22 protein-coding genes and 2 tRNA genes are annotated in these 20,456 nt (G+C 61.9%); 11 read left to right on the forward strand and 13 right to left on the reverse strand.

From position 1 onward, the window contains the following. Positions 1–12: 12 nt before the first annotated feature. From VH569_RS26645 to VH569_RS26665, 5 genes are all read right to left on the reverse strand, one after another. Complete coding sequence (locus tag VH569_RS26645; protein ID WP_423319291.1) at positions 13–546, reverse strand: DUF2497 domain-containing protein; 534 nt, start codon at positions 544–546, stop codon at positions 13–15. A 279-nt stretch (positions 547–825) separates the two neighbouring features. Further along, positions 826–2,229, reverse strand: a complete 1,404-nt coding sequence (locus VH569_RS26650; RefSeq protein WP_098739751.1) for a TolC family outer membrane protein — start codon at positions 2,227–2,229, stop codon at positions 826–828. 2 nt (positions 2,230–2,231) lie between these two features. Continuing rightward, positions 2,232–2,558, reverse strand: a complete 327-nt coding sequence (locus tag VH569_RS26655; RefSeq protein ID WP_098739752.1) for a rhodanese-like domain-containing protein — start codon at positions 2,556–2,558, stop codon at positions 2,232–2,234. Between the two features lie 102 nt (positions 2,559–2,660). Then, on the reverse strand, positions 2,661–3,317 hold the full coding sequence (locus VH569_RS26660) for a protein-L-isoaspartate O-methyltransferase family protein (protein WP_098739753.1): 657 nt from the start codon (positions 3,315–3,317) through the stop codon (positions 2,661–2,663). Then, positions 3,314–3,535 carry a hypothetical protein gene (locus VH569_RS26665; RefSeq protein ID WP_377809259.1) on the reverse strand — a complete coding sequence of 74 codons (222 nt, stop codon included), beginning with the start codon at positions 3,533–3,535 and terminating at the stop codon, positions 3,314–3,316. Before VH569_RS26665 ends, VH569_RS26660 begins: the two co-directional genes overlap by 4 nt. Positions 3,536–3,622: 87 nt before the next feature. On the opposite strand from VH569_RS26665, the gene VH569_RS26670 reads away from it, so the two are divergent. Continuing rightward, positions 3,623–3,696 (forward strand) — tRNA-Cys (locus VH569_RS26670). A 557-nt stretch (positions 3,697–4,253) separates the two neighbouring features. Here VH569_RS26670 and VH569_RS26675 read toward each other — a convergent pair. After that, positions 4,254–4,811, reverse strand: coding sequence for a recombinase family protein (locus VH569_RS26675; protein ID WP_423319292.1), 558 nt, complete (start codon positions 4,809–4,811; stop codon positions 4,254–4,256). Between the two features lie 557 nt (positions 4,812–5,368). Between VH569_RS26675 and drt2 the strand changes: the two genes are divergently transcribed. Continuing rightward, positions 5,369–6,619 carry an antiviral reverse transcriptase Drt2 gene (drt2, locus tag VH569_RS26680; RefSeq protein ID WP_423319294.1) on the forward strand — a complete coding sequence of 417 codons (1,251 nt, stop codon included), beginning with the start codon at positions 5,369–5,371 and terminating at the stop codon, positions 6,617–6,619. A gap of 27 nt (positions 6,620–6,646) precedes the next feature. On the opposite strand, the gene VH569_RS26685 is transcribed toward drt2, so the two are convergent. The 5 genes from VH569_RS26685 to VH569_RS26705 form a co-directional block, all read right to left on the reverse strand. Further along, the gene (locus tag VH569_RS26685) at positions 6,647–6,973 is read right to left on the reverse strand and encodes a helix-turn-helix domain-containing protein (protein ID WP_423319295.1); all 327 of its coding nucleotides are present in this window, start codon (positions 6,971–6,973) and stop codon (positions 6,647–6,649) included. Next, positions 6,861–8,597: a hypothetical protein gene (locus VH569_RS26690; RefSeq protein ID WP_423319297.1), complete on the reverse strand. Its 1,737-nt coding sequence runs from the start codon at positions 8,595–8,597 to the stop codon at positions 6,861–6,863. The genes VH569_RS26685 and VH569_RS26690 overlap by 113 nt, the downstream gene beginning before the upstream one ends. Before the next feature lie 225 nt (positions 8,598–8,822). Next, positions 8,823–9,491 carry a DUF3102 domain-containing protein gene (locus VH569_RS26695; protein ID WP_423319299.1) on the reverse strand — a complete coding sequence of 223 codons (669 nt, stop codon included), beginning with the start codon at positions 9,489–9,491 and terminating at the stop codon, positions 8,823–8,825. 996 nt (positions 9,492–10,487) lie between these two features. Beyond that, positions 10,488–11,570 carry a hypothetical protein gene (locus VH569_RS26700; RefSeq protein WP_423319301.1) on the reverse strand — a complete coding sequence of 361 codons (1,083 nt, stop codon included), beginning with the start codon at positions 11,568–11,570 and terminating at the stop codon, positions 10,488–10,490. A 393-nt stretch (positions 11,571–11,963) separates the two neighbouring features. Continuing rightward, entirely contained in the window at positions 11,964–13,088 is a 1,125-nt protein-coding gene (locus VH569_RS26705; protein WP_423319303.1) for a tyrosine-type recombinase/integrase, read from the reverse strand. Between the two features lie 363 nt (positions 13,089–13,451). On the opposite strand from VH569_RS26705, the gene VH569_RS26710 reads away from it, so the two are divergent. After that, a tRNA-Asn gene (locus VH569_RS26710) sits at positions 13,452–13,527 on the forward strand. A 263-nt stretch (positions 13,528–13,790) separates the two neighbouring features. Further along, positions 13,791–14,042 carry a hypothetical protein gene (locus tag VH569_RS26715; protein ID WP_423319304.1) on the forward strand — a complete coding sequence of 84 codons (252 nt, stop codon included), beginning with the start codon at positions 13,791–13,793 and terminating at the stop codon, positions 14,040–14,042. Between the two features lie 35 nt (positions 14,043–14,077). Here the strand turns inward: VH569_RS26715 and VH569_RS26720 are convergent, their stop codons facing one another. Together VH569_RS26720 and VH569_RS26725 are read right to left on the reverse strand one after the other, a co-directional pair. Beyond that, on the reverse strand, positions 14,078–14,320 hold the full coding sequence (locus tag VH569_RS26720) for a hypothetical protein (protein ID WP_109048993.1): 243 nt from the start codon (positions 14,318–14,320) through the stop codon (positions 14,078–14,080). A gap of 69 nt (positions 14,321–14,389) precedes the next feature. Further along, positions 14,390–14,569, reverse strand: coding sequence for a hypothetical protein (locus VH569_RS26725; protein ID WP_098739756.1), 180 nt, complete (start codon positions 14,567–14,569; stop codon positions 14,390–14,392). Between the two features lie 227 nt (positions 14,570–14,796). On the opposite strand from VH569_RS26725, the gene VH569_RS26730 reads away from it, so the two are divergent. The 7 genes from VH569_RS26730 (at position 14,797) to VH569_RS26760 (ending at position 20,380) form a co-directional block, all read left to right on the forward strand. After that, positions 14,797–15,825: a S1C family serine protease gene (locus tag VH569_RS26730; RefSeq protein WP_423319307.1), complete on the forward strand. Its 1,029-nt coding sequence runs from the start codon at positions 14,797–14,799 to the stop codon at positions 15,823–15,825. 98 nt (positions 15,826–15,923) lie between these two features. After that, a complete protein-coding gene (locus tag VH569_RS26735; RefSeq protein WP_423319309.1) occupies positions 15,924–16,535 on the forward strand; it encodes an NUDIX domain-containing protein in 612 nt (203 codons plus the stop codon). A gap of 152 nt (positions 16,536–16,687) precedes the next feature. After that, positions 16,688–17,689, forward strand: a complete 1,002-nt coding sequence (locus VH569_RS26740; protein WP_109048996.1) for a cysteine synthase A — start codon at positions 16,688–16,690, stop codon at positions 17,687–17,689. A gap of 17 nt (positions 17,690–17,706) precedes the next feature. Continuing rightward, positions 17,707–18,414: an alanyl-tRNA editing protein gene (locus VH569_RS26745; RefSeq protein ID WP_423319312.1), complete on the forward strand. Its 708-nt coding sequence runs from the start codon at positions 17,707–17,709 to the stop codon at positions 18,412–18,414. Between the two features lie 54 nt (positions 18,415–18,468). Then, positions 18,469–19,356 carry a sulfurtransferase gene (locus VH569_RS26750; protein ID WP_423319314.1) on the forward strand — a complete coding sequence of 296 codons (888 nt, stop codon included), beginning with the start codon at positions 18,469–18,471 and terminating at the stop codon, positions 19,354–19,356. Then, positions 19,353–19,787 carry a GNAT family acetyltransferase gene (locus VH569_RS26755; protein ID WP_423319316.1) on the forward strand — a complete coding sequence of 145 codons (435 nt, stop codon included), beginning with the start codon at positions 19,353–19,355 and terminating at the stop codon, positions 19,785–19,787. Before VH569_RS26750 ends, VH569_RS26755 begins: the two co-directional genes overlap by 4 nt. After that, positions 19,763–20,380: a GNAT family N-acetyltransferase gene (locus VH569_RS26760; RefSeq protein WP_423319318.1), complete on the forward strand. Its 618-nt coding sequence runs from the start codon at positions 19,763–19,765 to the stop codon at positions 20,378–20,380. The genes VH569_RS26755 and VH569_RS26760 overlap by 25 nt, the downstream gene beginning before the upstream one ends. Positions 20,381–20,456: the final 76 nt, after the last annotated feature.

Below are 20,456 nucleotides of genomic sequence, written 5' to 3' on the forward strand. Positions count from 1 at the left end.
GAAAAGGCGGGATCAGAATTTCTGCGACCGCCGGATCATGCGGTCGATCTCCTGCTGGACCAGCCGCTCGACCACCGTCGGCAGATTCTCGTCCAGCCATTCCTTCAACAGCGGCTTCAGCAGTTCGCGCACGACCTCTTCCACCGTGCGGATGCCGATGGGCATCGGTCCGATGGACAGGTCGTCGCCCAGCTCGCGCGCCAGATGGGTCAGGTGGTGCGAGGCATCCTCCGCCGTCCGGCGGGAGATCAGCCCGGCATCCGGATCGACCGCGCGGCGGCGCGGACGTGGCGGGGGCGGCGGCTCGTCATCCTCGAAATCGTCGAAGGCCGGCATCGGCCGCCGGGCGGCCGGACGCGGCGGCGGCATCGGTTCGGGTTCCGGCTCGTCCCAGCGCGGCGGGGGCGGAGGGGGAGGCGACGGCTCCGGAAAGGCCGGCTCCTCCGGCCAGGGGTCGGGATCGGGCTGGCCGAAGTCGGGCCGCTCGTCCGGTTCGTCCTCCACCATCTGGGTCAGTTCCAGAACGTCGTCGTCCTCCTCCACCATCGGGGGTGGCGGGGGCGGCGGCGGAGGGGGTGGCGGGGGCGGCGGCGGAGGGGGTGGTGGAGGTGGAGGCGGCGAAGGCGCCTGAGTTTCCGATTTGGCAGGCTCGCCGTCCTCGGAAATGATCCGCCGGATGGAGGCGAGGATTTCCTCCATCGAAGGTTCTTGCTGGCCCTTATCGCTCATCTTGGCAACCCGAGACGTCAACCTGCCCCAAACCTAGGGCAGGGCTGGCAAAAAAGCCATAATACAAAAACGGCCCGCTTTCGCGGGCCGCTTCGTTCATTCGGTCACCGAAGTTCCGAACCACTTGCCCCGCGTCTTGTCGTAATTCGCGGTCGGGTCGTATTTCTGGACCGGCAGGTTCAGCCTGTCCGCCGTCAACTGTCCGCTGGACGCCAGTACATTGAAGGCCGCGACCATTTCGTCGTGCTGGGCACGGACGAGGAAGACGCGGGCGTTCAGCAGTTCCTGTTCCTGGTTCAGCACGTCGAGCACGGTGCGCGAGCCGACCTGCGCCTCCTGACGGACGCCTTCCAGGGCGATCTGGGCCGCCTTGATCTGCGCCGAGTAGGACTCGATGCTGGCGCGGGCCGTTTGCAGGGCCTGCCAGGCGCTGACCGCCGATTCGGTCACCTGACGGCGGGACTCCTCGATCTGCAGGCGGGCCTGGTTGGCGGTCTGCTTGGCTTCGCGGACCAGGGCTTCCGGCTGGCCGGCCTGATAGAGCGGGATGGTCACCTGGGCGGTGACCTGCGCACTGTCGGAGCGGTTCAGGTCGATACCGGACGAACGGCCCGGATCGTAGGTGCGGGTGCCGCTGGCCGAGAGGTTCACCGACGGCAGCAGGCGGCCGTACTGCTGGTCCACCGCCTCGCGCTGCGCCGCCTCAGTGTAGGAGGCGGACAGGACGTTCGGGTTGTTGGCGCGCGCCAGCTCGACCAGTTCGTCCAGGTTCTTCGGCAGGCGGAAGGCCGGTTTCGGCGCCTTCAGCTCGCCGGGAGCGGCACCGACCAGACGCTCGTAGGTGGCGCGGGAGGCGCGCAGCGTGCCTTCGGCCGAAATCTTGGAGGCGATGGCGGCCGACAGGCGCGACTCGGACTGGCTGACGTCGGTGCGGGTGTATTCGCCGACGCGGAAGCGGTCACGGGCGGCGTCCAGCTGGCGGCGCAGCACCTGCTCGTTGTTGGTTTGCAGCTGCAGGATGGCCTGGTTCTGGACGATATCCAGATAGGCCTGGGCGGCGGCCAGCAGGACCGACTGTTCGGAGGCGATCAGGGTGGCGCGCTGCGCCTCGACCAGCCGCTCGGCGCGGCGGACGGCCGGGGCGACGGTGGCGTCGTAGATCGGCTGGGTGGCGGTGACGCCGACGCTCTTGGCGTTGGCTTCCGAGCCGGTCGAACCGCCGTCGAACTTGCTCTCGCTTGTCGAGCGGGAGATGCCGGCGGTCACGCGGGCCGTCGGACGGTAGCCGGACAGCGCCTGGGGCACGCCTTCGTCGACGGCACGCAGGCGGGCGCGCTGGGCGCCGATCGTCGGGTTGTTGGCATAGGCCTGGGCGAGGGCCTGTTCGAGGGACTGGGCCTGGGCCGTACCACCGCCGGTCACTGCTGTGCCCATCGTGGCGGTCAGGGTCAGGGCCGTCGCCAGCAGCCAGCGGCGCGCAAAACGGCTTCGCACGGTCATGTTCAGTAGACCTTCATGTTCGGGTCGATTCGGCGCGCCCAGGCATCGACACCGCCATCCAGGTTGATGGCGCGGTCGAAGCCCTTGGAACGCAGCCACATGGTGACCTGCGCGCTGCGGCCACCGTGGTGACACACGACGACGACATCGCGGTCCTTCGGCAGCTCCTCCACCCGACCGGGAAGCCCGTTCATCGGGATGTGCAGGCTGCCGTCGATGGCGCACAGCGCAAACTCCCACGGTTCGCGCACGTCGAGGACGACCGGTTCGTCGCCGGCCTTGCGGCGGCGGTCCAGTTCTTCCACCTCGATCTCAAACGGTGCGGCCATGGTTGCTCACTTTCGTGCAAGGGCGACGGCGACGGTAGCGCAGAACCGCGCAGAGGTAAACTGCACGGTTCAGTTCAAGACCAGTCCAACCGGCGAATCCGGTCAGAACACGAAGGAGGCCTTCTTTTCGAAGCCCGGCAGCGCGTGCGGCTGTGCCTCGAACAGGATGCGGCTGGACACCACGCCGGCGGTGCGCTGGAACAGCCGGACCTCGCCGACACTGCCCTTGCCCTGGACGATGGCGAGCAGACGACCGCCTTCCGCCAGCTGGCCGGTCAGCGAAGCCGGCACCTCCGGAACGGTACCTTCGACGACGATCACATCGTAAGGGGCGTTTTGGGCGTACCCCTCCGCCAGCGGACCGGTGACGGTCTTGGCGTTGGCGATCCCCTGCCCGGCCAGCGCCGCGGCCGCGGCGGCGGTCAGCTCTTCATCGCAATCCAGGCCGACGACCGACGAGGCGAGCCGCCCCAGCACCGCGGTGGAGTAACCGCCGGCGGCCCCGACGTCGAGCACGCGGTCGGTTTCCTGCACGGCAGCTGCCTGCAGCATACGGGCGAAGACCATCGGTTCCAGCAGGAAGCGGCCCTTGCCGATGGGGAGATCGTCGTCGACATAAGCGACGCCGCGCGCCGACGAAGGAACGAAGGCTTCGCGCGGAAGCTCCGACAGGACATCGACGAGACGTTGATCCGTCACCTTGTTGGGGCGGATCTGTCCCTCGACCATGAAATAGCGTGCGGCGGCGAAATCGGTCATGGCGGTCGCTTATTGATGTGTTGTGACGACACCGGCACCAAGCCGAACAGCGAACGGCTTCCTGCCATGGCGGTATATAGCCGCAAAGGCTTGGCGAACACAACGTCACGAGCGATATGCGGGCGGGCTTTGCCGAAGGTCGGGAAAACGGCCGGCGGAGTTGTCGGCAAAGAGCGGCCATGCCGGTTCGATCGACGATGTTCAAAAATCGTCACCATTCGCCTTGACCGCTCCGTTCCAGGCCGCTATACCACCGCTCCACACCGAGGGCGCACCGGAAACGGCGCGCCGGTGCCGGTCAGGATGGCGCGGTGGCAGAGTGGTGATGCAGCGGACTGCAAATCCGTGTACGTGGGTTCGATTCCCGCCCGTGCCTCCATCCTAACCCTCTGGAAACCTTAGGGTTTTCAGCCTTTAGCCCTGAAGCCTAGTTGGCGCAGGGCACCCAATTTGCTCCCATCTTGCTCCCAATTGCACCCAAGGCTTCGGCCTGCTGTGGGCGTTTGCTCCCACGGCTGATCCGTTGCCCGATGAACGCCCCCTATCTGCCTCAGCGACTCGCCGCAGTCCAGCCCCTTCCCTTCAGGCATCGCAGGGAAGCCCGTTGCGCTGTGGGAGCGGAATGGGAGCAAAGGCGCCACCAGCCTACAGTTTGGACGGCACAGTTGAAATTCAGGCGCCGCACCTCCCCCCGGTGGGGGCCGATTTACGGAATGGCGTCCCCCTCTCGGGGAACCGAAGATCAAAGGGGCCGGGGGGTGCCGGGAGTCCCTTAGAGAAATCTGGCAGGCTTCCCTACCGTGAAGGGCCGGAACAACAACCAATCAACAGCCCTAAAGCCTCATTCTTTGAAGTCGGTTTTCCAAAGGGCCGGGGGAGGGTCGGGAGTGTCTTCCGGTCCCTTGGGACTCCTACCGCCCTTCCCTGCCCCGCGGTTCAGGCATCGGCACCAAGGATGCGGTAGACGCTGGCACGGCCGATCCCGAGTCGCTTGGCAATCTCGCTGGCACCCACGCCCTGCGCCTTCAGAGCCATTACGTCTTCCGCCTTGGCCTGTGCCGTGGGCTTCCTGCCCTTGTATTTCCCGTCAGCCTTGGCCTTGGCGATACCCTCCCGCTGGCGTTCAAGCATGATCTCCCGCTCAAATTCAGCTACGCCACCAAGCATGGTCAGCATCAGCTTGCCGGTGGGGGTGCTGGTGTCGATGCCCATGTTCAGGATGCGCAGGGATGCGCCCTTGGCCTTCAGGGCGTCGAGGATCGTCATCAGGTGGGCGACGGAGCGGGCCAAGCGGTCGAGCTTCGTCACCACCAGGGCATCCCCTTCCCGGATGAAGTCGAGGGCAATGGCAAGCTGTTCCCGGTTCGCCACGTCCACAGAGGATACCTGTTCCTGAAACAGCCTCTCGCACCCTGCCGCCTGAAGGTCACGGGCCTGTGCCTCAATGCCGGCCTTCTGATCAAGGGTGCTGGTGCGAGCGTAGCCGATCAGCATGGTCTGTTCCGTCCCAAGCGTCTCAATGAACCCTCAGACGTTATCGCCCTGATGTCCCAAAATGGCAAGCGGGATTTCATTGGGATGGCTTGGGCGTGGGCGTGAGACGACTCGCTAGGGCACGGTCTATTGGGACGGAGCGGGCCAGTGGGTGCAACTGTCCAGCTTGTGCTTTGGGTGCGCCGGTTGTATGATTTGCATTGCCTCTCAGGATCGGATGCCGGTCGCTGTAGAGGGGGAGTAGTTGATGACGTCAACGGCGAATTTCGCCAGCGACACGAGCCTGATTATCCACAGCGTGGCTTTCAGCAGCTTGCGGCTCATCTTCCGACCTCCATCGTTAGGTTAGCACATGTAGTTTTTCGCGTTAGGTAGCGATGCTCCGGTAAAGCTGCCGAATATAGTGGACCCCAAAACAGTCCAAGCGGCGTGGCTAATTGGCATTGATAGAGGGGGCCGAAGTCTTCCGGGGGAGCGGATTATTGGGTAGACGCGACAGAACCCAGGCTATGCCACGTTCCCCCGGACTTGCTACTTTGCTCTTGGCCTGATGCCATATGAGTGATCCTGTCTGGTATCGGAAGAAGCGGTACGCGCACTTTGATGTTCCGTTATCTGCGGACCACGCTACCGCTTACGTCTCCAATCCAGAGCGAGTTGCAAAGCGGAGTTTCTATCCGTTTCTTGCCTTCGACATTAAAGTAAGGCGGTACAAATCAAAGAAGGGTGTCGCAGAAATCAAGAGCAAGAAAAGGCCGATCCGCATGGCATCCCATGTTGATGGTTATATTTTTTCCTATTACGCTTGGATGTTATCTAAGCGTTACGAAAGTTTTATTGAAGACACGCCTCTTCAGAATTGCGTTCTTGCTTACAGAAGCGGGATCGGCTCAAACATCACATTCGCAAAGGATGCGTTTTCGGAGGTAGATAGACGCGGAGCTTGTGTGGCCATTGCTATGGATTTGGAGAAGTTTTTTGACTCTCTTGATCACGAGCACCTAAAACGGCAATGGTGTCAGGTTATAGGGATGGACCGACTTCCGCCTGATCACTATGCTGTGTTCAAAGCAATGACCCGATATGCCCGTGTGGATCGGGAGGCAGCATACGCCGCGTTAGGTATCAAAGATGTGCCTCCAAAGCCGCTATGCACTCCATCGGAATTCCGTACAAAGATCAGAGCGGGCAGACTCATTCAGGTGAACGCGGATGATTTCGGAATTCCGCAAGGTTCTCCGATGTCGTCCGTTCTTTCCAATATCTACATGATACCGTTCGATCAAGAGATGGTTGCACTGGCCCACGGCTTACATGGATATTACAGGCGATATTGCGATGACATTCTGTGGATCATAGAAGATGGGGATCAAGATACGGTACAAAGAGCCGTCGAAATTGCGCTCACACGAATTGGGAGCAAAATCGCAGTCAACCAAGAAAAAACTATTATATCGCGTTTCGATTTTAAGGGACTGAGCGCAGGGGAAAAGCCTCTCCAGTACCTGGGATTTACCTATGACGGTTACAAACGTCTTATACGATCCCAAACGCTGTCGAAGTTCTGGCGGAAGGTAGTTTATGGCGTTCGCGCCGCAAAAGGCAGGGCCAATAAGTCAGCCAAAGCCGGTGCGAGTGGGGATGTTTTCAAGAGGAAGCTATACCGGCGGTTTACACATCTCGGCAGAAACAACTTTATTTCATACGCAAAGCGATCTTTTAAAACCATGGAAGATGAAGCGATACGCTCGCAGGTCAAAGACCACTGGCAACGGATACAGGAAGAACTAGGCAAGCCACTAAAATAGGGAGGAACCCGAAGGCCCTTCCCTATGTCATCCTCTGTCCGTCTGCTGTTCAAGGTGTAGGTAGGCCATAACCGTTTCCCGGCTAATGCGGGCCTTGGGCTTCTCACGGTCGATGTACAAGCGGCGGCTAATGCCCGATGCATCGGCTGTGGATGCCTGGGTCATGCCAAGCCGCACACGCCACGCCTTCAGGTCTTCGGGTATCCATTCGGGAACCTCTAGGCTGCCTGCTATTAGACGTTTACTCTCCAATACGTTGCCAAAATTGGAAGGAGGTCTTTCGCAATTTGCCTCCGACCTCGACAATGCCGAGTTCGTCCAGAGCCTCACTGAAAGCCGGATGTTCCCGCACATCTTTATTGAAGTTCTCGGGCTTCATGCTAATTGCTTGCGCAACCTGCTTGAACCGCACCTTAGTGCCTGCCTGAACGTTCTTATCCATTTCCGACAGGTAGACAATCGCCTTTGCGACATAGCCGGTCAACTTCAGTCCCTCAGGTCGCCATGGCCTCACCATCGCACCTGGGAACGCTTCCGCAAGCGCCCCTTGGAAGTTATGGCGGCTGTTGCCGATAATGAAGGCGTTGGTGGGCGGGCAACCATCACCCTCACAGCGACGCACAGAGGACCGGCAGAGGGCCTGTAGAATATGGTGCATCGTTTCCCCCATCTTCACCCGCGCCAGCGCCTCAACACTTACACAGGCGTCGGATGCCCGCTGGTCGGCAACGGAGCGCTTCAGGGCCTCATACTGTGCGGTGCCGTAGAACAGCGTTCCGGCAAGGATCACGTTCGGTCGATCCACATAGGCGTTGGTTGCCATGTGGTTGCCCCACGTCAGGAAGGCGACATCCACGTCGGCTCCCTGTAGATGCTGGCGGGTCAGTCGCTCGTAATCTCCACCGGTTAGGTGGGGCTTGTGGACGATGACCAACCAAGGTTCCTGCGGCTTTGTCAGAACCATTCGGGCGACCTCATTGCACAGTTCGTCCCCATGCAGGGCGAAGGAGGATTTGCCGCCCCCTTTGTCCCAGAGATGGACGGTGAGGTTGTCGTACCGCTTCACAGCCGATTGGAGCCTCACCAGTAGGCCGCGGGCTTCCAAGTCGTCATAGGTGGCGCGGACACGCCCCGACGCATCCAGAATGAGCATGGGGGCCATATCGGGCGGAAGGCTGTCCCGGTAATCCACCAAGGACCATCCGTCCCGGTTGCCACATCGGACGCTGACTGTTCGCCCCGACAGGTGCCACAGATCGGCCGCCGCATCCTTCAGCCTTGTGGGCGCCCTCCGCCCCATTGCCCGAATCAACTTTGGAAGACCGATGCCGAACTCTGCCGCGAAGGAGGGAACGGCATAGGTGCTATTGTCGGGTAGCCCCTCGACCTCATTCACCATCGCCATGATCCGGGCGCGTAGGTCTGGGTTGACGGTAGACAGGGTTTCCAGCAGGCCGGCAACGGTGTTGGTGTTCAGCACCACGGCACGGGCGGGAAGGAACGATTCATCCCACACCCGAACCGCCCTTGGTCTGCCTTGATAGGAGAAAGCAACCGCATCGGACAGCCGACGGCCCCGCATCCGCTCCAAACGCTGGTGGGTCGTTACCAGCACCTGCGCCTCTTGGGGCACCGGATGAGCAAGAGCGTTCAAGGTGGGGTCGCTGGTCATGACGGCAACGGCGGTAGGTGGCAGAACCCCGAAAGCGTTCATGCCCTGTAGGAAACTGCGGACCTCTTCCAGCCGACCAAGGCAGATCAGCACCCCGACGCCAGCATGGGCAGGGGAACGGACAAGGTTGCGGACAAAGGCGTAGAGGGCCTGGGTCTTGCCTACGCCTGGGTCCAGGGATGACAGGTAGAGGGACGGACGGGCTGTGCCGTTTGCCATCGCCTCCATGGCCTTGGCCTGATCGGACAGAGCTTCCCACATAGCGGGGCTAGGGCTATGGCCCACCGAAGTGAAATACTCCTTCAAACAATCAATCGTGATAGTAGAAAGCGAACCACATTCATGTTCCATAGGGCATAGTAGTGCATTGTCCGCAGCCGCATCGGCCGGGAGAGCGGTAGGTTCCATAGTTTTCCTGTTAAGGTTGGTTGGTGATATTAAAGGGGTAGGCTCTCTCTTTATCTAATAGAGATATCCCCCTTGTTTTCTTAATGGCGCTTCAGAACACCTTCACTGTATCCGCCGCATCAATTACCAGACGCCTTTGATCCGAAGCTCTGTAAGGATGCGGAGAAGGTCTTCTTTGGTAGTATTGAAAAATTTTTCCTCTAATTCACGAAAGACGTCCGCTCTTCTTTGGTATGCAGAAGCTTCAGCCTTCAGGCGCTCTTCGAACGTCTGTTCTGCCTTCTCGACATTTATAAGCTGGCTGCCAGGGCACAGTGCATTCGCTCGATTGACCGTAGCCTCAGCCGTCATTCCGTACGCTTCGGCCGCCCTGGTCAGCTTGTTCGCAGCCACATCCCGTTCATGTTCCGCCCCCCGCTCGGCAAGAGCATGGATGCGCAGGACGTGTTCAGCGTCACGCTGGGTGAACTCGGGTGCAGGCTCCTTAGGACGCTTGGTCGCGAACGTCTGAAGGAAGGCGTCAATACCGCCATCAAAAGTGCGGAGGTCCGCATCTTCGGACAGCTTAGCGACGCGCATATAGGCAGCAGCTTGGCGATAGCTGCACCGGCAGTTCGCCTGCACCCAGTCCTTGAACGTCCCGTGCTGGCATTGGTCCTTGGCCTTCAACAGCGCCTCGCCAGCCCGCTTCGCCTCCAAGAGCATTCCCTTGGCGTGGTGTTGGGTCTGGGCGTGGGCGTCATTCACTTCGCGGGCCAGGAATGACAGGTTTACGATGATAGTCGGCAGCATCTTTCGATCCCTCAGAGTGTGTGGTTCTCTAAGGGTGGGGGGATTAATTTGGTTGGTGGCCGAAACGGCTAGAAGCGTTCCGACTAATGGTAGTCAGGAAGATTATTGGACGCTATATGTTGCGCTCTGATGCTAAATAAGAGGCTTCAAACCTCAGGCCCTCTCAGTCACGCCAGCGCCACCAAGGCCGCATTGTCCGCAGCAAGCCGCAGGGCTTCCGCGAAGGTCTGAGGAACCCGGAAGGTCGGGGCAGCCGGCACCCGATCACCGCGGCGATACGCGGCGAACACCCGGACCAGGGTAGCCCGAACCTCCTTGGCCTTTTCCGTCCGGGAGAACATGGCGACTAGAAGGGCCTGTTCCTCGTTCAGATAGAAGGCGGTCGAGGGGCGGCCACCAGTTTGGAGGCGTTCACTCCAAAGGGGTCCAAAGCCTTCAAGCTCGCCACGCTTGCCGGAACGTTACGTTCAACGAACGCGACATGCTCTATGCGTTTAAACTCGGTCATGCTTGCTAGGATTTGTGTTCGACCCGCACAAACCTCCGAAACCTGCAAGCGCAGGCAGGCTTGCCGGCATTTTCCGTACGGCACGGAATATTCCCAAATCCTTGAAGCGCGGAACGGTGCGGCGCTATCAGGTCTCGGATATCCACGAGGAGGTAGGGTTTGCTTTCACGGTAAGCAAATTGCCGGAGCGTTCAATCTCGACCTTGCTCGGTGCAACCGTACTCAGGCTGCCCGGTAGCGTGGTCAGGAACGTGGCTTGCCGCTTGTTCAGATAGTAGGCGGTAGCCGGGCGCCCCCGGTTTTTACCGTGGCAGTAACAAGAGGGTTGGGGACCGCGGGCGCCTCCCGCAAACCTCCGAAACTCTCAAGCGCGGCCACGCTTGCCGGAAATTGATTTCTTCTCAATCAAAATACCAAAGCCATCAATCTCGGATACGTATCCCGGTACAAATGACACCTCTCGTCTGGCGCAGACTCCACTGCGATTACTAGTAATCCACTCTGTCTATTAAATCCGGCCCCTTCCAAGAACCCAGATATGCCGATCCATATTCCAACAATAAATTTGGATCATCATTATATATTTCGATAATCGCTTTGGCGTGATCTTGAATACTCTCCAACTGAGCCGCCGCCCATTTCCAATCGACATCTATCAAAATTCCAAACTTATCCACAACATTTCTCAATCTCTCTGATGTCGGGGGGTGAGTATCGATGTCTGCCAATGTGGCATCAAGCGCCTCTTCTATGCGCTCGAAGAACTCTAGGTATAGGAAAAAGAGAATGGCGGCAGTCGATATTAATTTTCGGGAATCTTCACCCTCAATCTCTTCTATTGCACCTATATCTGCCTCATACTCCTCATGCCAACTGCGCTTATAACTCTGCCATTCATGCCCCTTCCCTTCCCCTGGATCATTTCTGATCGGCCGCGTCATACGTAGGCCAAGACCTTTGTGCCCGAAGCGATGATGCGAAAACTCATGACCGATGACAAACTTCATCTGCCATTCGGTCATATGACGCAAAAACGCGTCTATATCATTAGGAACAATGCCGCGTGGATCTAAATCAAAGTCCAGAGCCTCTGTCATGATCATCGTTCTTGCGGCAACAATCATTGCATGACCTTGAACGTCATCAGGAACCGACGGAAGCCCATAAAGCTCTCCAAATGCCAGGTTCATGAAGTACAATGCATACCGAAGCACTTCGGAAACGACAATCACCCGACCGCAAGCGGTTTCAATGCACATTGCTTCGCGGCTATTTGTCAAAACATACCTATGAGGAATACATTCGGCAATCATGCGCCCTATATCCGTCATCTCGGCAAGATAATTGTCGAAGTCTTGTTGAAATACCGGCTCAAGGTAGTTTTCTGTGCCCATCGCAGCGGCTCGGGCGCGGGCCACTCGATATAGTCGGGTATGATCGAGCAACGGGTCAGCCTGAATACGAAGCAGGCAATCTTCCAGAGTTGCAGGATTCATTAAGCGATCTGCTATCGTTGGATCGGAAGTATCCAAAAGCATATAGAATAGTCGACCGATATCTTCTGGATTCATCCGATCCCCCGTCAATCTACCGATCACTTATACTTTACAAGCGTCCCGTTTTAACTGGTCTACGTGGGCGGAAGCCCATAACTATAACGCAATGACCGATACATCTGAATACGCCAGCATGGCTACTTGGGTGAGGTGGTTGCGAGCGAGAGCGTTACCAATTGACAAACAATACCATCGGTCTGGCTCAGTTCACTAGCAGCGTCTTCAGCGTGATAGGTCAGCTACCAGGGGGTAAGGCGGAGGCGGAGGCGGAGGCGGAGGCGGAGGCGGAGGCGGAGGCGGAGAACCAACATCAACCGCACCGTGCGTCAAGGAGGGCGCTAAGAGCTTCTGTAAGCGTTGCGAAGGGCAGCAGCAAGCAAGGGAGGGGACAACGCCCCTCACCCGCTGTCAACCTAGCTTAGATGCAAGTTCAGAGGCGTCTGGATTATAATAACGCTTCAACACCTGAATGCTACGATGCCCGGTCACAGCCGACAATTCAAGCACATTGGAAAGCCGCTTGCTTAGGTCAGTAGCTGCGATATGGCGAAGATCGTGGAACGTAATGTGTGGGAAGCTAGGGTTTCTTTTGCGGATTGCCCTAATGACCTTCTGGTAAGAGCGAACAACGGTGCCGGGGCGCATCACGTCGGGGAACAGAGGGCCAGTGGTCGGCCTGCCTTGCTCAACCCACCATTCCCGCAGAACCTTCACAGCCTCCGTGGAAAGGGGAACGTCCCGGTTATCGCCGTTCTTTGTGTCCGTCAGGTGAATTACGTTTGCCTTATTCCAACATTCCCAACGGGCAATCTGCCAAAGCTCCCCCTGTCGCATTGCCGTTAGCGCCGCAAGACGGGCGATATAATACAGGTAGGGTTTGCGGATTGGGTTGCGAAGCTCCTTCCACAGTTCCTCACGCTGGATCGTCGTAAGACGGACATCGCGCCCTTTCCGGTTCTTCGGAAGTTTCACACCGCGGACAGGGTTCTGAAGATCGGGCATCGCCCATTCGCTACGGGCGTGTTGGTAGATAGCGGACAGGATTGCCAGCTTATTGCGGATCGTTGAAGGGGAAATCGGAAGCCCTCTACAGCCCTTCCGCTGTTCTTCGGCCTGTCGCCATTCCACAAGCTCCACTGTGGTTATATCCGCCATTCGCTTATCGGCCAGGGAAAGGGCCAGCCAAGAGCCGATCCGCCCCTTTTCCTGTTCGTGGCCTTTCTTCTTTGGACTCTCTTCGGTGAGATAGCGGGTAAGGGCCTCCCTGAGCGTCAGGGGATAGCCTGTGGCGTTGGACGGTAGGTCTACTGCCGCTTTGGGTTCGGGCACATCCTGAAGCGTCCTACAGGGCGTCACAGACTCGCGCTTGCGTCCCCTGCCCCTCCCCACGACTCCAAGGGCGGCTTCCTGTTCCTCACCCCACTTCCGGGCTTCCTCGACGGCTTCCAGGGGGAAAGTCCGTTGGGCCTCGACCTTGCCTCGGACCCTCACGACCACCCGCAGGCTGCGCCCCCGTTTCTCGACGTAAGCCATTTTGCTCCCATCTTGCTCCCAGGGAACAAGGGGGCTGTTGGGTGGCTTAGACCATTGATTTCCTTAGGAAAATGCGGTGGCAGAGTGGTGATGCAGCGGACTGCAAATCCGTGTACGTGGGTTCGATTCCCGCCCGTGCCTCCATACCTGACAGCAGTATAGATGATGGTCAATTAGACTGAACGCAGCCCCGCCCCCAGCGGGGCTTTTTGCGTTTGGACCTTGTTTTCATTCGCAGAATGCCCTTCGCCCGCCGTCGAAAGAAAATTCATTTTTCTGTCGGAATTGGCTTGGCAGGGCCGAATGGTTCGGCTATACACCCGCCACGCCAACAACGGCGGCGGCCGAAAGGTCAGTCACCGATCCCGGTTAGCTCAGTTGGTAGAGCAGCGGACTGTTAATCCGCTTGTCGCTGGTTCGAGTCCAGCACCGGGAGCCAGATCGAAAAGGCCGGATGCCGAATGCATCCGGCCTTTTTGTCTTTCTGCACTCTTGCCGCTTGACTGTGGCGCTTAAGTAACCGAATTCGGTTTAAAGCAGTTGGGCTAGGACTGACGGTGGCCCACCACGGCATGAACTAGTCCCAAAAGACGAGCCTGCCTTGCCGGAAGCGAAATGCCGCGCATGTCTGCGCGGGGTTAGACTTGATAATAATCCGGGCCGAGCCTTGGGCCGGGCGTCTCCAGCCGATGGAGGACCGCCGTGCTTCTGCCATTCCAATCCGAACATTTCCGCACCGCACCGCCAGTCGGCAGCACAGGCAACCGCTCGCCCGAATCCGACGAACGTCCGGTCCGGACGGTCGACTGCGTCACGGCAATGCTGCTGTTCCTGGCGGCCGTGCTGGTCGCCCTGCTGGCTTTCAGCGCCGATTGGACCGGACCTGTCGCCGACCGCAGTCCGCAGGCCTACGAGAACACCCCGGTTCTGGTGATCCCGCCCAACCCGCGCTGACCGGTCGGGAGCAAGGCACCGGTCGTTGAGGCGCCCTACTCCACCAGATCGTCATAGATGCTGTCGTCGGAGTCCGATGGGTCGCCGCCCACCGCGGCGACCGCCACCCGCTTCCATTCCCCACACCAGTCGGTGGATAGGGTAATTGGGAAATCGCCTTCCGGGCTTCGCGGGGTCACCACCGGCGGATAGCGCCGGCAGGTTCCCTTCGGCCCGCGCTGGCGGAGCCCCTGCCCCTCCCAGAAGCGGCAGGTGTAGCAGGTGTCGAGTCGCTTCATCGCGGACCGCTCTCCTTAATGATGGCCGGCGTTATATCGGTCGGCCACGCGGACCCGCTTCCCCCTCCATCAGCCGGTGGAGGGCGGCTTGGCAGGCCGCATCGTGTCTGCGCATCTGGCGTAGTACGACTTGATGTCCGCGTCCAGAACGCTGCGGCGGCGTCCCTCCTCGGACCCTTCCGGTGCGTCGCTCAGGCGCTGGAACTCCTGGACGGCCTGTTCCAACTCCTGTTCGCTTTCGATGGGCATGCTGTCACCTTTCCCCTTTGATTGCGGGACCCGGACAGGACAACAGCGGCCGACGGCGGTATGTTTCCATCACCATGGTCGCGCTTGTGGTGGACGACCGCGCGATGACGGCTTGATGAGCCGCGACTCGAACGCAATGTCATGCTTGTGTCACCCGAGTCGCGACGGACAGGGCCGCGCGTCGCCGGGGGTGCCCTTGGCCCTGCCTTGCGCGGGAGTGCGGCGTCATGCGGGTCGTCTCAACACCGGTTATGCCGCGTCTGGCGGCGGCCGTCCTTTTCCTGATCGGGCTGCAATTGGTCGTCCCCGGCGTTGTCCCGGCCAAAGCGGCGGAGTCTGCGCAGCTCGACCCGGAGCGTGTCGTCCGTTCCGTCGTCGGCATCACCGCGACCGTGCCGGCGGACAGCCAGAGCGCCCGCACGCTGGGCACCGACCGCGAGGGCAGCGGGGTCGTCATCGACGGTTCCGGCCTGATCCTGACCATCGGCTATACGGTGATGGAGGCGTCGCAGATCCAGGTCATCGCCGCGGACGGACGCAGCTATCCCGCCAACATGGTGGCCTACGACCCCGTCAGCGGCTTCGGGCTGCTGCGGGCGGAGATGGGATTTTCAGCCCCCTGGCTGCGGCTGGCCGGTACAGGCGCCGTGAAGGAAGGCGATACCCTGCTGGCGCTCAGCGGCGGCGGCAATCGCGGAGCCACCGCCGTGAAGGTGGTCGGCAAGCGGGAGTTCGCCGGCTATTGGGAATATCTGCTGGACGAGGCGCTGTTCACCTTCCCGCCGATCCGCGCCTTCAATGGCGCCGCCCTGGTCAACCGCGAGGGCCGGCTGGTCGGGATCGGATCGCTGCTGGTGGCGGAGGCGGTGGAGGGGCGCGGCCTGCCCGGCAACATGTTCGTCCCCGTTTCGGCGCTTGAGCCGATTTTGGCCGACCTTCTGGCTTACGGGCGACGGCAGGAACCCGCCCGTCCCTGGCTGGGCGTCACCCTGCGCGAAGAGATGGGGCGGCTGCTGGTGGAAAAGGTGTCGCCACGCAGCCCAGCCGAGTCGGCCGGCCTGCGCCCCGGCGATTGGATCGTCGGCGTCGGCGGGCAGCGCTTCAATGGACTGGCGGATTTCTACCGCAAGCTCTGGGGGCTGGGACCGGCCGGCATCGTCGTTCCGCTCGAGGTGATGCGCGGTTCCACCTTGACCCCGGTTCCCGTGACCTCGGCCGACCGCGTGCGGTTCCTAAGGCTGAACCCGACGCTGTGATGCCTGCCCCAATAGCGGGTTACCTTCCCGGGCGCTTGTGGACGGCGTGCCGGCATAGCACCCTGTGGGAAACAGCCATCCATGGACCCGCGCCGATCATGAACCATCCCGACATCGAGATTCTCGACAAGAAGACCCCCTACAAGGGCTTTCTGACCATCGACGTCTACCGCCTGCGCCACAAGAAGTTCGACGGCACATGGACCGAGGTGCTGCCGCCGCGCGAGGTGTGCGACCGTGGGGCCGCGGTGGGCGTCCTGCTTTACGATCCCGATCTCGACACCGTGGTGATGATCGAGCAGTTCCGCGTCGGCTCCGCGGCAGCCGGCGGCCCGGCCTGGATGACCGAGATCGTCGCCGGCATGGTCGGCGAAGGCGAGAGCCCGGAGGAGGTTGCGCGCCGCGAATCGATGGAGGAGGCCGGCTGCGCCATCCAGGAGATCGAGCAGATCTGCGATTATTACGTCAGCCCGGGCGCCTTCACCGAGGTCGTCACCGTCTTTTGCGGCCGGGTCGACAGCCGCAACCTCGCCGCGACCGGCGGCCTGGAGGAGGAACATGAGGACATCCGCATCATGGCCCTGCCCGCCGACGAGGCGATCGGCATGATGGACGAGAACCGCCTGCGCAACTCCGTCGCCATCATCGCCATCGGCTGGCTGGCCCGCCACCGCGAGTCCCTGCGCAAGCGCTGGCTGGGTCAGGGGTAAGGTGCGGGGGGTTCTCGGCTCCCAGGCTCCACCGCTTATTTCACGCTCGATTCGCGTTCAATGCAGCATTTCACACTCCCTGCCTTGAAACCGCAGCCCTGCGCCCTGATAGTATCGGCAGCAATCCACATCCGACTTTGGGAGTACCCGCCTTGGACATCCGCAACGGCTTCATCGGCGCCATCGGCAACACGCCGCTGATTCGCCTGGAAGGGCCATCGAAGGCGACGGGTTGCGAAATCCTGGGCAAGGCGGAGTTCCTGAACCCCGGCGGGTCGGTGAAGGATCGTGCCGCTCTCGCCATCGTCCGCGACGCGGAAGAGCGCGGGCTGCTGCGCCCCGGCGGCACCATCGTCGAGGGCACGGCGGGCAACACCGGCATCGGGCTGGCTCTGGTCGGCAATGCTCTCGGCTATCGCACCGTTATCGTGATGCCGGAAACGCAGAGCCAGGAAAAGAAGGACATGCTGCGCCTGATCGGCGCCGACCTGCGGCTGGTCCCGGCAGTCCCCTATTCCAACCCGGACAATTACGTCCGCTATTCCGGCCGTCTGGCCGAGGAACTGGCGAAGACCGAGCCGAACGGCGTCGTCTGGGCCAACCAGTTCGACAACACCGCCAACCGCGACGGCCACCGCACCACCACCGGGCCGGAAATCTGGGACCAGACCGGCGGCAAGCTCGACGCCTTCACCTGTGCGGTGGGCAGCGGCGGCACGCTGGCCGGCATCGCGCTGGCCCTGAAGGAGCGGAATCCGAACATCCGCATCACGCTGGCCGACCCGATGGGCGCCGCCCTTTTCAGCTACTACACCAGCGGTGAGCTGAAGTCGGAAGGCAGTTCCATCACCGAAGGCATCGGCCAGGGCCGCATCACCGCCAACCTGGAAGACGCGCCAATCGACGACGCCGTGCAGATTCCCGATGAAGAGGCGCTGCCGATCGTCTTCGACCTGATCAAGACCCAGGGTCTGGTGCTGGGCGGCTCGTCGGGCATCAACATCGCCGCCGCCATGCGGGTGGCGCGCGACCTCGGCCCCGGCCACACGGTGGTGACCATCCTGTGCGACGGGGGTCAGCGTTACCAATCGAAGCTCTTCAATCCTGACTTCCTCCGTGAGAAGAATCTTCCTGTGCCAGACTGGCTGGCCTGACTCTGTTCGAGGGGGATATGGACGCGCTTTTCCGTGAGGACGCCTACGCCCGCAACTGCGTCGCCACCGTTACGACGGTGGACGAGCGTGGCATCCGGCTCGACCGCACCGTCTTCTATCCGACCGGCGGCGGCCAGCCGGGCGATACCGGCGTCCTGCGCTTCGACGGTTTCGAAGTCCGCATCAAGGACACGGTGAAGGGCGACGGCGGCCCCGACGACGTCATCCATGTGCCGGAAGACGGACAGGAGCTGCCCAGCCCCGGCACCGCGGTGGAGGCGGAGATCGATTGGAACCGCCGCCATCGCCACATGCGCATGCACACCGCGCTGCATTTGCTGTGCGCGGTGGTGCCGGGATCGGTCACCGGCGGGCAGATCGGCGCGGACAAGAGCCGGCTGGACTTCAACGTCCCCGCCGAATCGCTGGACAAGGACTCCATCACCGAGGCGGTGAACCGGCTGATCGCTGCCGACACTCCCGTCGGCACCCGCTGGATCACCGACGACGAGATGGCGACGCAGCCGGAACTGGTGCGCACCATGTCGGTGAAGCCGCCGACCGGCAGTGGCCGGGTGCGTCTGCTGGATGTGGAGGGCGTCGATTTGCAGCCCTGCGGCGGCACCCATGTCGCCCGCACCGGCGAGATCGGCGGAATCGAGGTGACGAAGATCGAAAACAAGGGCAAGCAGAACCGGCGCGTCGTCATCGCGCTGGAGGACTGAAGCCGTTTCGCCGATCCGTTGCCCGACAGCCCCCATCTTCTAAGGACGCGCAGCATGAGCGACAGCATTGTTGAAGCGCTGACCGGCCCCGTCGTTTCCACCGACTGGCTGGCCCGCAATCTCGGCCGGACGGGGCTGAAAATCCTCGACGGGTCCTGGCACATGCCGGCGCTGAAGCGCGATATCCGGGCGGAGTTCGCGGCGTCCCACATCCCCGGCGCTCGCCTGTGCGACGTCGACGAGGTGGCGGCGCCGAACACCGCCCCCCTGCCCCACATGATCCCGGACGAGGAGACCTTCGCCGCGAAGATCGGCGCGCTGGGCATCGGCGACGGCGACACCGTCGTCGTTTATGACAGCGCCGGCATGGCGACCGCGGCGGCGCGTGTCTGGTGGCTGTTCCGCCTGTTCGGTTTCGACCGGGTGGCGGTTCTGGACGGCGGCCTGCCGAAATGGCTGGCGGAAGAACACCTGACCGAATCGGACGACGCCGCCCCGGTCCAGCCGGCGGTCTTCACGGCACGCAAGCGGCCGGACCTGATTCGCAGCGCCGATCAGCTGCTCGCCAACATCGACGGGCAGGCCGATCAGGTCACCGACGCGCGTGCCCAGCCACGATTCGAAGGTGCGGTGGCGGAGCCCTGGCCCGGCCGGCGCAGCGGCCGCATTCCCGGCAGCTTCAACCTGCCCCACACCGACCTGATCGACGCCGACAGCAAGACCCTGCTGCCGCCGGATGTCATCGTGCAGAGGGCGCGTGCGGCGGGGCTGGACCTCGACCGTCCGGTGGTCGCCTCCTGCGGCAGCGGCATCACCGCCTGCGTCATCGCGCTGGGCCTCGCCACCGCCGGCAAACCGGACGTGGCGATCTATGACGGCTCCTGGGCCGAATGGGGCCTGCGGGAGGATCTGCCGCTGGAGACGGGGCCGCGGCAGCCGTGAGCGAGTCCGTCACTGTCAGATCCTGCGCAGCGGAGGATCGCGACGCCGTCGTCGCGCTGTGGACGGCCTGCGGGCTCGTGGTGCCATGGAACGACCCGGCGTCCGACTTCGCGCTGGCACTGTCGAAGAGCAGTTCGACGGTGCTGGCCGCCATCGGGGACGGGCGGATCGCCGCCACCGCCATGGCCGGACAGGACGGACATCGCGGCTGGATCTATTACGTGGCCGTCGATCCGGCCTTGCAAGGCCGGGGCCTCGGCCGCCGGATGGTGGCGGAGGCTGAAAGCTGGCTGGCCGCAGCCGGCATGCCCAAGGTCCAGCTGCTCGTCCGCGAGACCAACCAACGGGTGCTGGCCTTCTATGAGAGGTTGGGCTATGCCAGATCGCCCGTTACGATGATGCAGAAATGGCTGACCAACCCTTCTCTCTGACCCGCCCCGCCGTGCCTGCCGCCAGCCGGCCGGGCCATCTGCCGGTAATCGTCACCTATCTGGAGATGACGGCGCCGCCGGCCCATGCGCCGGTGCGCCAGCCGGCCGGCAACCTCACGCTGTTGCGGTCCAATCCGCCGAGTTGGTCCTTCTACCGCCATCTCTACGACACTGTGGGCGAGCCCTGGCTGTGGCACGAACGCCGCCGCATGCCGCGCAAGGAGCTGGAGCGCTCGATCCGCGACCCGCGGGTAGAGGTGTGGGTGCTGTATGTCGACGGCACGCCCGCCGGTTACGGCGAGCTGGACCGGCGGACACAGGAAACCGACCTCGCCTATTTCGGCCTGATGCCCGACTTCATCGGCCACAAGCTGGGCCCCTGGCTGCTCGACACCATCATCCGCAAGGCCTGGGACGGCGGTGCGTCGAAGCTGGTCGTCAACACCTGCACCTTCGACCATCCCAAGGCCCTGCCGCTTTACCAGAGCATGGGCTTCGTCCCCACCCGCCATGTCGCCCGCGAGGTTCGCGACCCGCGGCTGGACGGTGTGCTGCCGCGCAGCTCGGGGGATCACATTCCGCTGGCGGGGTGAGGCTGGGGAAGCCTGCCCACCTCCCCCCTTGACCACCCCGACCACCGCGCCCCATCTACCGCGGAACGCCGGAACC

Source organism: Azospirillum sp. 11R-A, from assembly GCF_049472615.1.
GTDB classification, from domain to species: Bacteria; Pseudomonadota; Alphaproteobacteria; order Azospirillales; family Azospirillaceae; genus Azospirillum; species Azospirillum palustre.